12 protein-coding genes are annotated in these 13883 nt (G+C 71.0%); 9 read left to right on the plus strand and 3 right to left on the minus strand.

Annotated elements, in window-relative coordinates; translation table 11 throughout:
* Nucleotides 1-213 precede the first annotated feature (213 nt).
* From ACH4U8_RS04395 to ACH4U8_RS04425, 7 genes are all read left to right on the plus strand, one after another.
* On the plus strand, nucleotides 214-1695 hold the full coding sequence (locus tag ACH4U8_RS04395; protein ID WP_395775797.1) for an AI-2E family transporter: 1482 nt from the start codon (nucleotides 214-216) through the stop codon (nucleotides 1693-1695).
* Nucleotides 1696-1897: 202 nt separating this feature from the next.
* The gene (locus ACH4U8_RS04400) at nucleotides 1898-3013 is read left to right on the plus strand and encodes an ABC transporter ATP-binding protein (protein ID WP_379990624.1); all 1116 of its coding nucleotides are present in this window, start codon (nucleotides 1898-1900) and stop codon (nucleotides 3011-3013) included.
* Nucleotides 3014-3040: 27 nt separating this feature from the next.
* The gene (locus ACH4U8_RS04405; protein WP_360318829.1) at nucleotides 3041-3943 is read left to right on the plus strand and encodes an ABC transporter permease; all 903 of its coding nucleotides are present in this window, start codon (nucleotides 3041-3043) and stop codon (nucleotides 3941-3943) included.
* A gap of 300 nt (nucleotides 3944-4243) precedes the next feature.
* Entirely contained in the window at nucleotides 4244-6049 is a 1806-nt protein-coding gene (locus ACH4U8_RS04410) for an ATP-binding protein (protein WP_395775798.1), read from the plus strand.
* Entirely contained in the window at nucleotides 6046-6501 is a 456-nt protein-coding gene (locus tag ACH4U8_RS04415) for a roadblock/LC7 domain-containing protein (RefSeq protein WP_355546746.1), read from the plus strand. The genes ACH4U8_RS04410 and ACH4U8_RS04415 overlap by 4 nt, the downstream gene beginning before the upstream one ends.
* A 73-nt stretch (nucleotides 6502-6574) precedes the next feature.
* Nucleotides 6575-6895: a DUF742 domain-containing protein gene (locus ACH4U8_RS04420; protein ID WP_360318971.1), complete on the plus strand. Its 321-nt coding sequence runs from the start codon at nucleotides 6575-6577 to the stop codon at nucleotides 6893-6895.
* A 40-nt stretch (nucleotides 6896-6935) separates the two neighbouring features.
* Entirely contained in the window at nucleotides 6936-7529 is a 594-nt protein-coding gene (locus tag ACH4U8_RS04425; protein ID WP_395775996.1) for a GTP-binding protein, read from the plus strand.
* 34 nt (nucleotides 7530-7563) lie between these two features.
* Here the strand turns inward: ACH4U8_RS04425 and ACH4U8_RS04430 are convergent, their stop codons facing one another.
* Both ACH4U8_RS04430 and ACH4U8_RS04435 read right to left on the minus strand, forming a co-directional pair.
* Complete coding sequence (locus tag ACH4U8_RS04430; protein ID WP_395775799.1) at nucleotides 7564-8964, minus strand: flavin-containing monooxygenase; 1401 nt, start codon at nucleotides 8962-8964, stop codon at nucleotides 7564-7566.
* 17 nt (nucleotides 8965-8981) lie between these two features.
* Nucleotides 8982-10607 (minus strand): FAD-dependent oxidoreductase, encoded by a 1626-nt coding sequence (locus ACH4U8_RS04435; RefSeq protein WP_395775800.1) that lies wholly within the window; start codon nucleotides 10605-10607, stop codon nucleotides 8982-8984.
* Nucleotides 10608-10968: 361 nt separating this feature from the next.
* Between ACH4U8_RS04435 and ACH4U8_RS04440 the strand changes: the two genes are divergently transcribed.
* A complete protein-coding gene (locus ACH4U8_RS04440; protein ID WP_395775801.1) occupies nucleotides 10969-12393 on the plus strand; it encodes an NAD(P)/FAD-dependent oxidoreductase in 1425 nt (474 codons plus the stop codon).
* Nucleotides 12394-12441: 48 nt separating this feature from the next.
* On the opposite strand, the gene nucS is transcribed toward ACH4U8_RS04440, so the two are convergent.
* Nucleotides 12442-13101 (minus strand): endonuclease NucS, encoded by a 660-nt coding sequence (nucS, locus tag ACH4U8_RS04445; protein ID WP_360318842.1) that lies wholly within the window; start codon nucleotides 13099-13101, stop codon nucleotides 12442-12444.
* 323 nt (nucleotides 13102-13424) lie between these two features.
* Here nucS and ACH4U8_RS04450 point away from each other — a divergent pair, with 323 nt between their 5' ends.
* Complete coding sequence (locus ACH4U8_RS04450) at nucleotides 13425-13817, plus strand: SCO5389 family protein (RefSeq protein WP_360318844.1); 393 nt, start codon at nucleotides 13425-13427, stop codon at nucleotides 13815-13817.
* The last annotated feature ends 66 nt before the right edge of the window (nucleotides 13818-13883 follow it).

The following is a 13883-nucleotide window of genomic DNA, read 5'->3' on the forward strand; positions in this document are numbered from 1 at the left end:
CGCGCGGCCGGCCGGCCGGGGGGGGGGGGGGGGGGGGGGGGGGGGGGGGGGGGCGGGGGGGGGGGTTGGGGGGGGGGGGGGGGGGGGGGGGGGCCGGGCGCCCCCCCCCCCCCCCCGGCCGCATTTTCATGACGAAATCCCGGGACGCGTCGGCGAGACGCGTGTGGTACCGCATCGTCGGACCCGAGCCGGCTGAACGAGGAGCAACGGGGCATGGGTCGACTGGGCAACATCTGGCCGCGCCGCGGATCGGGGGCGCCGGCCGGCGACGGCACCACCCCGGATCCCGCCGCAGCGCCGGCGGCGGACGGGGCCGGCGCACCCGCGGTGCCCGCGTCGACGCCGGATCCGGCGGGTGTCGACTCGACGGCGCCGGCCAACCCGGGGGTCGCACCGGGGAGTTCGACCGAGCCGGTGCCGGTGCCGGCCCAGGTGGGGCCGGCCGATCCCGATGCGGCCGACGCGTCGCCGCGGCCGGACGTGGTCGGCGCCGGGGACGACGTCGTGGGCGCGGGTGCGGACGCGGGCACGGTCCTCCCGACGCAGGCCGACGGCAAGGCGCCCGCCACGGCGCCTGTTTCGACCCTCGCACCGCCTTCCTCCCCGGCCCCCGCCCCGGTCCGGCCGTGGACCGGCGTCGGCTCGCGGTTCGGCGAACCGGGCCAACCGCTGCGGCGTTCCTCGCCGTTCTACATCGGCTTCATCGGCGGACTCGGGCTGATCACCGCGTGGTTCCTGGCCCAGGCGGTGATGGGCATTCAGCACGTGCTGATCATCATCCTGATCTCGTTCTTCCTGGCCGCGGGCCTGAACCCGTTCGTGGAGCGGCTGGAGCGTCGCGGCATGGCCCGCCGCTGGGCGGTGTGCACGGTCGCCTTCGGCTTCGTGCTCGTGACCGCCGGGTTCGTCACCGCGATCGCACAACCGCTGGTCGATCAGACGTCGAGCCTGATCAACTCCATCCCGGACAGCCTCACCGAACTGCGCAACAACGAGCGGTTCCGCAAGCTGGACGAGAAGTACGACCTGGTCACCCGGGCCAAGGACTGGGCCGCCAACGCCAATACCGCGCAGAACGTGGCGGGCGGCCTGTGGGGCTTCGGCAAGATGGTGCTGACCTCGGTGTTCGACACGCTCACCGTGATCGTGCTGACGCTGTACTTCCTGGGCGCGCTGCCCAGCATCAAGAACCACCTGTACAACCTGTTCCCGAGGTCGCGTCGGGCCCGGGTGCGGCTGCTCGGCGACGAGATCCTGTCCGGGATCGGCGGCTACGTGAACGGCGCGCTGATCGTGGCCACTTGCGCGGGGTTGTCCTCGTTCATCTTCCTGATGATCCTGGGCAACGACTACGCGCTGCCGCTGGCCCTGGTGATCGCCTTCACCGACCTGATCCCGATGATCGGCGCCACCATCGGCGCCGCGGTGGTGTCGATCGTGGTCTTCTTCGACTCCCCCGGCAAGGCACTCACCTGCGTGATCTTCTTCCTGGCCTACCAGCAGTTCGAGAACTACCTGATCTATCCGCGGGTGATGAACCGTGCGGTGAACGTACCGCCGGCGATCACGGTGATCGCGGCGTTGGTCGGTGGCGCGCTGCTGGGGGTGACCGGGGCGCTGCTCGCGATTCCGATCGCGGCCGCCGTACTGCTCATACTTCGCGAAGTGGTCACCCCGCGTCAGGATCAAGCCTGAGGTTGTCAATCGTCCCTCGGGATGATGTGTGTGACTTCCCTCGCCCCTGTGGGCGGTTTCGCGCCCGTCGCGCGGCTGCCGTCGGCAGCGGCATTCCGGGCCTAAGCTCGAAACCTCGGTACTCGAGTCCCGGTACCCCGGTACCCTCGTCGGCTCATACGCCGAAACCGTCCTGCAAACCACCCTGGGAGTGCGGCAACAGATGATCGAAGCGAGAGGGCTCACCAAACGCTACGGAACCAAGCTGGCGGTGGATCAGCTTTCCTTCCAGGTGCGTCCGGGCTCGGTGACCGGCTTCCTCGGCCCCAACGGCGCCGGTAAATCGACCACCATGCGGATGATCCTCGGGTTGGACGCGCCCACCGGCGGCAACGTCACGGTCAACGGTCGCCCGTACAACCATGTCCAGGCCCCGCTGCGGGAGATGGGCGCGCTGCTGGACGCCAAGGCGATGCACGGCGGCCGGACCGCGTACAACCACCTGCTGTGCCTGGCGCAGAGCAACGGCATCCCCAACCGCCGGGTGGACGAGGTGCTCGGGATGGTCGGCCTGACCCAGGTCGCCAAGAAGCGGGCGGGCGGCTTCTCGCTCGGCATGGGCCAGCGGCTGGGCATCGCCTCGGCGCTGTTGGGCGACCCCGGCATCCTGATGTTCGACGAGCCGGTCAACGGGCTCGACCCCGAGGGCATCCTGTGGATCCGCAACCTGATGAAGCAGCTCGCTTCCGAGGGTCGCACCGTCTTCGTCTCCAGCCACCTGATGAGCGAGATGGAGGTGACCGCCGACCACCTGATCGTGATCGGTCAGGGGCGGATGATCGCCGACACCTCGATGCGCGACTTCATCGAGACCAACTCGCAGTCGTTCACGGTGGTGCGCTCGCCGCAGGTGGACAAGCTCAACACGCTGCTCCAGGGCAAGGGCGCGACGATCACCCCCGACCAGGCGGTGGCGGGCGCGTTCCGCGTGCACGAGTTGCCGCCCGCGGCGATCGGTGACCTGGCCGCCGAGCACGGCATCGCGCTGCACGAACTCTCGCCGCGATTCGACTCGCTCGAAGAGGTCTACATGCGGATGACCCAGCACAGCGTGGAGTACCGCGCCGGGCTGCCGGGCGGTCCGCCGCCCGGCTGGGGGCCGCCCGGGATGGCGCCGCCGCCCGGCTACCCGCAGCAGGGGGGTCCGCAGTTCGCCGGTCCGCCGCCCGGTTACCCGCAGCAGGGCGCGCCCGGCGCGCCGTGGGGAGCCCCCGTCGGGGCACCGGGCACCGGCGCCCCGACCCTGTCCAAGCCGCAGTCCAACGGAAGCGAGGGCTGAGCGATGGCACAGAACACTCCGCCCCCCATGCCGCAGAACCAGCCGCACATGATGCCGCCGGCGCAGATGGCTCCCCCGCAGCAGACGCTCCCGCAGCAGGGTGGGCAGTTCGTGCCGCCCGCGCAGCAGGCGCCCTACCCGCCGGTGCACCAGATGCAGCTCGGCGGTCAGGTCGGTGGCGGCAACGCGGGCTTCGGCCGGGTGCTGCTGTCCGAGTGGACCAAGATCCGCACGGTCCGCTCGACCATCTGGACGCTGGTCGTGATGGTGGTGCTGATCCTGGGTCTGGGTGTGCTGCTCGCCGGCACGGTCAAGCCGGACACCGACGACGACTACGTGAGCGTCTCGCTGATCGGTGTGATCGTCGCGCAGCTCGCCGCCGCGACGCTGGGTGTGCTGACCATCTCCGCCGAGTACACGACGGGCATGATCCGCACGACCTTGACCGCGTACCCGCGCCGGCTCCAGGTGTTGGTGGCCAAGGGCGTGGTCTTCGCGGGCCTGATGTTCGCGGTCGGTGTGGTCACCATGGGTCTGACCGCGATGATCGGCAAGTCGATGCTGACCTCCCGGATCGGCGACTCCACCGCCGATGTCGACCTGCTCCGCAGTGTCGTCGGCGGTTCGCTCTACCTGGCCGTGATCGGGCTGTTCGGGCTCGGCCTGGGCGTGTTGTTGCGGCACTCGGCGGGCGCGATCACCGCGCTGATGGGCGCCATCCTGCTGCCGATGATCATCGGCCCGTTCCTGCCGCAGTCGGTCGGCGAGAAGGTCATGCAGTACTCGCCGATGTTCGCGCTGGGCAAGCTGATCGGCGGTGGCGGCGACGACGGCGGACCGGGCCCGTGGCCCTCGCTGTTGCTGATCGCGACGTACGCGACGGTCGTGCTGATCGCGGGCGGGATTCGGCTGCGTTCGCGCGACGTGTGAGCCGGCCGGTTCCGCGGTTGGGCCCGATCGGCCGACCGTCCGCCGGGGCAATCGGCTGACCATTCGTCAAAAATGTTGGTCCGTATACCGAAAAGGTCTCGCTCGACAGTCGTCGAGCGAGACCTTTCGGCCGTTTTGGGGGCGACTCGCACAGTCGTCGAAAGCACATCGAAAGATGGTCCGACGATATGCTCACGTCTCATGTATGGGCAGGGGGATCCAGGAACACCCAACGCAGCGGACGCGGCACCTGTGCGCGTTCCCGCTCCCGTTCACCAGAGCCGGCGCTCGGGGGGCGGAGTGGCTGCGGGGCTCGGTTCCGCGGCGGCCGTCTTCGCGTTGGCGGGGATCGCGACCGCCGTCGTCCTGCTGGGCGATTCGGACACCGTATGGCAGTCGGTACTCGCCGGCACGCTGCTCACCACCGCCGTCGCGCTGTCCTCGATCGCCGCGTGGTTGCGCCATCGGGTCTCCGAGCGGCGGATCGCCCGACTGCGTGAGCTGACCGTGCGTCAGGCCGCGGAAAGCGCCCGGCTGGAGGCCGAACGCGCCCGTCTGGAGACGGAACACGACGAGTTGTTGCGCGGACGCGCCGCGCTCGCCGACGAGGAGACCCTGATGCGCGGCCGGGTCCACGACGTGTTCGTGAACCTGTCGATGCGCACGCTGACCCTGGTCGAGCGGCAGCTCGACCTGATCGAGAAGCTCGAACACGGCGAGGACGAACCCCAGCGGCTCCAGGACCTGTTCCGGCTCGACCACCTCGCCACCCGGATGCGACGCAACAGCGAGAACCTGCTCGTGCTCGCCGACGCGGACGAGCGGCGCGGGCGACGCCCACCGATCCCGCTCCTGGACGTGGTGCGCGCCGGTGTCTCCGAGATCGAGCGCTACGAGCGCATCGACGTCGGCCACGTACCGCGCGCCGAGGTGCTCGGTCGTGCCGCCGACGACGTCGGCCACCTGCTCGCCGAGCTCCTGGAGAACGCCGCCGCGTACTCGGCGCCCGAGTCCCGGGTGGAGATCGGCGGCTGGACGCTGGAGAACGGCGAGGTCGTGTTGTCGGTGGACGACAACGGGATCGGCGTACCGGCGGACCGGCTCACCGAATTGAACTCGCAGATCGAACGGGACAGCACCGAGGAGGAGGCCGCCGGCGGCGGTGGCGGCCTGGGCGTGTTCGTGGTCGGCCGACTGGCTCGCCGACACGGCATCCGGGTGCAGTTGCGCCCGCGCCCGCAGGGCGGCCTGAGCGCGGTCGTGGTGATCCCGGCGACGGCCTTCAACGGTCAGGGCCCCTCGCCCGCCGAGTTCTCCGCCGAGCGCGATCGGGAACAGGAGCGCGAGCGGGACCGGATGGCCATCCCGGGCGTGGCCCCCGGCGCCCGGGCCATCCCGCCCGGCGCGGCCCGACTGGCGTTGCCGGCGGCCCGGCCGGTCGAGGCCGGTGCGCCGCCCGCCGTCGCGGTCGATCCGCCGACGCGGGCCGGGGCCGCCGCGCCGCGCGGTCCGGTGGTGCCGCGCGAGGACGCCGCACCGCCCGCCCGGACGCCCAAGGGGCTGCCCAAGCGCACACCGGCCGCCAACCCCGCGCCGACGCCGGAGGAGGCGACGGCCAAACTGACCGCCCCGGGCGCGCTGTTCGCGGCCGGCGAGGCGGTCGAGGCCGGGACGGCAGCGGTCGACGGGGCCACGGCTTCGGCGAAGCCGGCCGCCGTGGTCGCGCCGCCCGCCCGGCGCGGTGCCGCGGTGTCGAAGTCGGCCAAGGCCGTTCCTGCTCCCGCTCCCACGAAGCCGGACTCGGCCGCCGGTGGGGACGGCACGGGGCCCGCCGTCTCCGCGGTCGGCCGCACCCGACGCGGGTTGCCCAAGCGCCTCGTGGCGGGCGACAACAGCGGTGCGATGCGCGTCGTACCCGCCGCGGACGCGTCCCGGGACACCGGCACGCTCTCCGCCGACGAACTGCGCAAGCGGCTGACCGGCTTCCAGGAGGGTCTGGAGGCGGCTCGCCGGGAGGGCGAGGCGACCGACCCGGTCGTGTCGTCCGACGAAGAACCCACCTTCCCGCCGCCCGCGCGGGAGGAGACAGGAGGTGGAGACCGGTGACCGGGTCGAATGGCACCACGGCACGCGACGTCGACTGGCTGGTGGCCGGCCTCGCCGGGGATGTCCCGGGGGTCCGCGAGGTCGTCCTGGTCTCCTCCGACGGCCTGATGCTGGCCAGCGCGCGCGGCCCGGACGCGGCCGCCGGCGCGGCGGACGCGGAAGAGCAACTCGGCGCGATCGTCAGCGGCCTGGTCGCCCTGGCCGAGGGCACCTCGCGCGTCCTCGACATGGGCGCGGTTCGCCAGGAGATCGTCACGATGGCCGAGGGCTACGTCGTGGCGATGTCCATCAGCGACGGCTCCTGCCTGGGCGTGCACGCGGGCGGAACCGCCGATCTGGGCGTGATCGCCTATCAGATGACCTCGTTCGTACGGCGCGCCGGCCACGTCCTGACACCGGCCCTGCGCGCACAGATGCACCAGGACCGTGGAGGTGGTCGCGTTGGCTCCTGACGACGGGTATTCCGATCACGACGCAGAGCGGGGGTACGCGACCCGGCCCGACACGGGCGGTCGTACCTCGCGGGTGCGTCCCTACACGCTGACCCGAGGCCGCACCCGGTACGGCCACGTGTTGCTGGTCGAGACGCTGGTCACCACGCTGGACTGCCCACAGGACGGCACCGGCGACATGCCGGAGGTCGCCCGGATCGTGCACCTGTGCCGGGGCGTTCGCTCGGTGGCCGAGGTGGCCGCGATCCTGCACATGCCACTCGGCGTGGTGCGGGTGTTGATCAGCGACCTGGCCTCGCAGGGCCGCATCAGTGTGTACCAGGCCGAGCACGAGGCCGGCCGACCCGATCGCGCGCTGCTGGAGAGGGTGCTCGGTGGACTACGCAAGATTTGATCTCGGCGGGCTCGGCGGACTCGGCGACGAGGTCCCGGCCATCCCGTTGCCCGCGGCGGGGGCCGGCGGTCGCCGGATCGGCGAGGGGCCGCCGATCACCTCGACGAAGATCGTCGTCGCGGGCGGCTTCGGCGTCGGCAAGACCACGCTCGTCGCGGCCGTCTCGGAAATCCCGCCGCTGACCACCGAATCGGTCATGACGGTGCTCAGCGAGGACGTCGACGACCTGTCCGGCCTGCCCGAGAAGCGCACCACCACGGTCGCCATGGACTTCGGCCGGATCACCCTGGAATCCGACCTGGTGCTCTACCTGTTCGGCACCCCGGGACAGAACCGCTTCTGGTTCATGTGGGACGACCTGGTGCGCGGCGCGGTGGGCGCGATCGTCCTGGTGGACACCCGGCGGCTGGAGGACAGCTTCCCCGCGGTGGACTACTTCGAGCGCTCCGGCATCCCGTTCGTGGTGGCGGTCAACCTCTTCGACGACGCACCGCGCTATCCGGAAGAGGACCTGCGCGACGCCCTGTCGATCGGTCCCCGTACTCCGATGACCGAATGCGACGCGCGAATCCGGGAGAGCGCGGTGGACGCGCTGGCCGAATTGGTCGTGCACGCGCTCGACTTCGCCCCCTAGGACGGCACCGGGGCGGGCGACCGGGGACTCCGACTCAGGCCGATCGGGTCGCCAGCCGGTAACGGTAGGTGCGCCACGGCCAGTTCGTGGTCACCCGCCCGTCCGCCCCCTTGTACCAGCTCGTACAGTCCGCCTCCAACGCCGTGCCGGCCAGCCCGGCGACCAGCGCCCGGTGCGCGGCCAGATACCGGTCCTCGCCCACCTCGTGCACCCGCCCGCCGCGCAACTTCCGGACCACATACGCCACCTGACTCTCGATCATGTAGACGATCGAGTTGTGTCCCAGGTTGGTGCCCGGCCCGTACAGCAGGAACAGGTTCGGAAAGCGCGGCACGTCGATGCCCAGGTGCGCCGCCGCCCCCTCCCGCCACACGTCGTGCAACCGCACCCCGTCGCGCCCGACGATCTCCATCGGCCGCAGGAACTCGGTGGCCAAGAAGCCCGTTCCGTGGATCAGCGTGTCCACGTCGTAGCCGCGCACGGCGGTCTGCGGCCCGCGCGCGGTCACCTCGGTGATCGGGTCGGTGACCAGCTCGACGTTGTCCCGGGTCAACGTCGGGTAGAAGTCCTGCGAGATCAGGATGCGCTTGCACCCGATCGGGAAGTCCGGCGTCAATCGCCTGCGCAGGTCCGGATCGGCGATCTGTGCGGCCAGGTGACGCCGGGCCGTCTTCTCCACCAACGTGCCCCTGCGATCGCCGCGCACCGCCCAGTAGACCGCGGTCTCGCCGCGCAGGTAGGTCGCCCCGCGCACGGCCAGGCGGGCCGGCGGCACCAGCCGGAACACCCGGCGGGCGGTGGGCCCGTAGGCCCGATCCGGCTTGGGCACCACCCAGTTCGCCGAGCGCTGGAACACGTACAGCTTCCGGACCCGTTCGGCGATCCGGGGCACGAACTGCACCGCACTGGGCCCGGTACCGATCACCGCGACGGTACGGTCGGTCAGGTCGTGATCGTGCCGCCACCGCGCGGAGTGGAACGCGGTGCCGGCGAACGTGTCCAGGCCAGGCACGTCCGGCAGCCGCGGCCGGTTGAGCTGCCCCACCGCCGAGACCACCGCACGGGCGCTCACCGACCCGCGCGAGGTCTCCAGGCGCCACACCGATTCGTCGGGATGCCAGCCGGCCGAGAATACCTCGGTGTCGAACCGGATCCGTCCGACGACGTCGAACCCCTCGGCACACTCGTGCAGATAACGCAGGATCTCGCGCTGCTCGGGGTACACCCGGGACCAGTCGGCGCGCTGCGCGAACGAGTAGGAGTAGAGCACCGACGGGATGTCGCAACCCGCGCCCGGATAGGTGTTGTCCCGCCAGACGCCACCGAGAGCGTCGGCCTTCTCGTACACGGTGAAGTCGTCGATGCCGGCCTGCCGGAGCCGAATCGCCATGCAGATCCCGGCGAATCCGGCTCCGATGATCGCGATCTCCGGCATCGTGAACCCCCTTGTGGTCAGGGCCAATACGGTCTGATCAGGTCGAAGGCGTTGGGCAGGCCGAGCCGGTAGCGCAGATCGTCCGCGCGCCGCCAACCGGCCAGTGCCGGCTCCTGGTAGAGCGTGAACACCGTCGCCGGGGCGGCGTTCGAACCGGCCGCGTGCAACACCGCGTTGGCCGCCATCCGTCCGCTTTCGTTGGCGCCTTCCATGGTGGCGAGGTTGATGGTGTTGCGTACATAGTCGCCGGCCAGGAACAGGTTGGGGATCCGGGTCGTCGCCTCCGGCCGGTCGTCCCACGAGCCGATCGTGTTCACCAGGAGCGGTTCGTCGTTGGCCACGCTCGGCAGGCCGGCGTCGGTGATCCCGGGGTCCAGGAACCACGAGTGGATCTGCGCGTCCGGCACCGACGTGGCACCGCCGTCCAGGTTGGCCCGCACCTGCGCGAGCACCTCGTCCACGATCTGCGCGGGCGTGCACTTGCGGGCGCTCACCCCGTAGAGGATGCCCGGGTCGTCCCAGTCGGACAGATCCAGCGACAGTATGTCGTGCACGCTGCCGTCGCCGTACCGTGCCGCGAAGTCACCGCGCCAGAACTGGGCCTGGCTGATCGAGGTGACCGCCCAGGGCGCGTCCATGTACGCGACGTGGCCGTGCGTGATCGGGGTCGGCCGGCGCAGATAGATCATCAGGCCGTTCATCCAGTCCGTGGTCAATCGGCGCAGTCGGCCCAACGCCGGGTCGACGGCCACCAGTTGCGGGGTCATCAGCGGCACGGCCCGCTCCACCGGCACCGCGAGCACGTACCAGTCCGCGTCGATCGTCCCGGCGGTGCCGCGCGGGTCGACCACTCGCGCGCCGGTGATCCGGCCGCCGGTCAGGTCGAGTCCGGTGATCGTCCAGCCGATCCTGAAATCCACGCCCAGGTCCACGAGTCGCGTGTGCCAGGGATCGATCCAGACCTCGTTGGTGGGCCCGGCCAGGACCCGGTCCGGAGCGCCGTCGGCACCTCGGCCGAGCATGGTCCACAGGAAGATCTCCACCATCATGGTGATCGTCCGGGTGCCGGCGACGTTCTCCTTGGCCGCGACCAGCGTCGAGGTGAACGCCTTGACCAGGATGTTCCGGTAGGCCGGCGACATGCGATCCATCCGCAGGTAGTCGGCGTAGGACATGTGCTCCCACTGGCCGTTGCGTCGCAGTTCGCCGCTGGTGAGGAAGACGATCATCTTCTCCGCCCAGAACGCGATCTCGTGCAGCGGCACCTGGGAGGCGACGCTCGCCATCGACATCAGCGCGTCGCGCAGCGCCTCCGGTGTGATGCTGCCGATCCCGCTCGGCAGGGTGAAGCGCAGGTCCGGCCGACCCGCCTGGGCGAAGATCGCGTTCGGCGCCGGGACGAGGTTGTCGAAGACGCCGTTGGCGTTGCCCTGGAAGGGAATTCGCCGCATCGTGTCGGGTACGTTCCGATAGAAGCCGGGGAAGAATCGGAAGCCGTGCTCACCGGGCAGATCGCGCCGACCGCCGGTGCCGGTGCCCGGGACGGGGATGCTCCGAGCCTTGCCCCCCGGCGACCTGCGCTCGTACACGGTGACCTGGAACCCGCGCTCGATCAACTCGTGCGCGACGGTGAGCCCGGCCATCCCCCCCGCCGAGCACCGCGACCCGACGCCCGGTGGCGCTCGGTGCCGCGCTCACGGCCCGGGCCGAGGCCGAAGCCACTCCGGCGGCCAATCCCAACGCACCCGCCGCCGCCACGAAGTCGCGTCGCGATGGTGCCGATCCGCTGATTCCGGCCGAACCCTGCACGTGCTCAGTCATGGGTGACTCCCGTAACCGACAACGGTGGCAACAGGTGCGAGGATCCGACTATCGCGTCACTTGGCGAATCCCGCAAGACATCCCCGGACGCCCTTCTTGTCCCCCGGTGATCCACTCACTACCGTCGAAAAGGCATCCCACATACGGCATATGGTCATCATCGGCCCCGCTGGAGGAACCCTCGTGAGCACTCCGGACGCCAACCCCACCCCGGATCTTCCCACCCGTGGTCCCGCTTCCGGATTCACTTCCGAGCCCACCCGGGCGGACCCGCCGCACGCTGCCACCGCCGGGTTCGGCAGGGACGCGGACGCCATCGTGGTCGGGGCGCGCTGCGCGGGGTCGGCGGCGGCGATCGCGATGGCGCGGGCCGGGCGTCGGGTGATCGCGCTCGACGCGGTGCGCTTCCCGTCCACGACCGTGTCCACCCACCTGCTGTTCGCGGGCGGCGTCGCGGAGTTGTCCCGGCTGGGTGCGCTGGATCGGGTCGAGGCCCTGGGAGCGCCGCACCACGACGACGCGTACATCGAGCTGCCGGACGGGCGTGCCCGAGGCACCTACAGCCCGGTCGACGGCATCGCGTACGGAATGTGTGTGCGCCGCTCCGGCCTGGACCAGGCCCTGGTGGACACCGCCCGCGCGGCCGGTGCCGAGGTACGCGAGGGCGCCCGCGTCACCGGCCTGGTGTGGTCCGGCGATCGGGTCACCGGTGTCCACGTCGAGGAGCGCGGCGCGGCCTCGTACACGCTCCGCGCCCCGCTGGTCGTCGGCGCCGACGGCCGCCGCTCGCTGATCGCCAGGGAGGTCGGCGCGGGCAAGCCGCACACCACCAACGTCAACCAACGCGCCTGCTACTACGCCTACTACGACGACCCGCGCACCGAATGGCGCGGCACCGCCGCGATGTGGCGCACCGGCCGCGAACTGGGCACCGCGTTCCCGTGCGACGGCGGCCTGACCCTGGTCCTGCTGATGCCGCCCCGGGAGCGCGCCGACGCCTTCCGCCCGGGCCTGGAGGGCGAGTACGACCGCACCCTCACCCTGCTGCCCGGCCTGGCCGACCGACTCGCCGGCTGCACCCGAACCACCAAGATCGTGCAGGCCACCGACCTGCCGTCGTACTTCCGCCACTCCACCGGCCCCGGCTGGGCGCTCGCCGGCGACGCCGGTCACTTCAAGGACCCGGTCACCGCGCAGGGCATCCGAGACGCCCTCCGCTTCGGTCGCCTGCTCGGCGAGGCGGTCGCCCCGGTACTCGACACCCCGACCCGCCTCGACGCGGCGACCGCGTCCTGGGAACACCGTCGAGACCACGAATGCCGCGAGACCTACCACTGGACCAACATCCTGGCCCGGTCCACCGCCGTATCGCCCCTCGAAGAGACCCTCATGCGCTCGATGGCCACCCGCCCGGAAGGCTCCCGCCCCCTCCTCGACGTCTACTCCCGAATCCGCAAACCCTCCGAACTCCTGACCCCGAGGGTGCTCGCCACCCTGCTGGCCCGCACCCTGACGCATCCGGGCGTGGACCGTACCGCCGTCCTGCGCACGGCCCTCACCGAGGCCCGCTCCCGACTCGCCACCCACCGATCCCTCCGCCGGCGATAGCGGCCATCGGCTCTGCGACGAACCGCGCGAACGGCCGGCCGACCGGTGTCAGAACAGCTTCAGCTTGTCGTCCTCGGTGCCGCGCAGCGCGTTGTAGTCCAGGGTCACGCAGGTGATGCCCCGGTCCACCGCGAGTACGCGGGCCTGGGGCTTGATCTCCTGGGCGGCGAAGACGCCCTTGACCGGGGCGATCAGCGTGTCGCGGTTGAGGAGTTCGAGGTAGCGGGTGAGTTGTTCGACGCCGTCGATCTCGCCGCGGCGCTTGATCTCGACCGCGACGGTGGTGCCGTCCGCGTCCCGGCACAGGATGTCCACCGGGCCGATCGGCGTCGGGTACTCGCGCCGGATCAGCGTCCAGCCGGCGCCGAGCGCGTCGAGCCGGTCGGCCAGCAGCTCCTGGAGGTGCGCCTCGACACCGTCCTTGACCAGACCGGGGTCGATGCCCAGCTCGTGCGACGTGTCGTGCAGCACTTCCTCGATCGTGATGATCAGCTTCTCGCCGGCCTTGTTGATCACCGTCCACACGCCGTCCCCCTCCTTGAGGGTGCACGGCGGACTCATCCAGTTCAGCGGCTTGTACGCGCGGTCGTCGGCGTGAATGGACACGCTTCCGTCCGACTTGACGAGGATGAGCCTGGGGGCGGACGGCAGGTGGGCGGTGAGTCGCCCGACGTAGTCCACGGAGCAACGGGCGATGACGAGACGCATACCCCGACGCTACCGCCTCCGGCCCACCTCCCCCGGCCATCCCACCCGAGCCCCCACGACACGTGTGACGCACCTCATGACGACCCTTGCCCCGGCCGATCCGATACCGCGTGCACGCGTCGGGCCGCAGGCCGTGTTCACCGACCGTTCGCTATGGAGCAACGTGTACCCGATGTCCTACGGTGAGTCAGGAGACGGTGCGGGTCGGGCGGATGGGCGTTCGGGCGTGTCGTGATCGACGCATGGGCGCCAACTGCCAGGTACGAGACACGACCCGAAGCGCCGGGCGGAACTTGCGTACGTCCCGGCCGGAAGGAGCACCCATGTCGCTCGATGTGCCTCCGAAGCTGTTGGAACAGGCCGAACACGGGGACGTGGACGAGGCCGAGTTCGTCGACTGTGTGCGCACCTCGCTGCCCTACGCGTGGAATCTCGTCTCCTCGTTGGTGACGCAACTCCAGGTGGACGGGGGTCCGTTCGCGGACAACCAGGTGCCGCCCGGCACCGAGGCCGAGCGCGGGCAACTGTTGCGCGCGTTGGCCTCGGACGCGATCCGGGGCTCGATGGAACGGCATTTCGGGGTCCGGCTCGCGTTCCAGAACTGCCACCGGGTCGCGGTCTTCCCGGTCGAGGGTCTGGACGCGGACCGGTACGCCAAGTTCACCTCGATCCGAGGCCAACTGCTCAACCAGTCACCGACCCTGCGCGACTGCTGACACCGAGCGCGACCCTTCGGCGGCGCGGGCGGGCCTGACGGCGTGCCCGCGCCTTCGCATCCGGGC

The organism is Embleya sp. NPDC020886 (genome assembly GCF_044333915.1).
Taxonomy (GTDB): Bacteria; Actinomycetota; Actinomycetes; order Streptomycetales; family Streptomycetaceae; genus Embleya.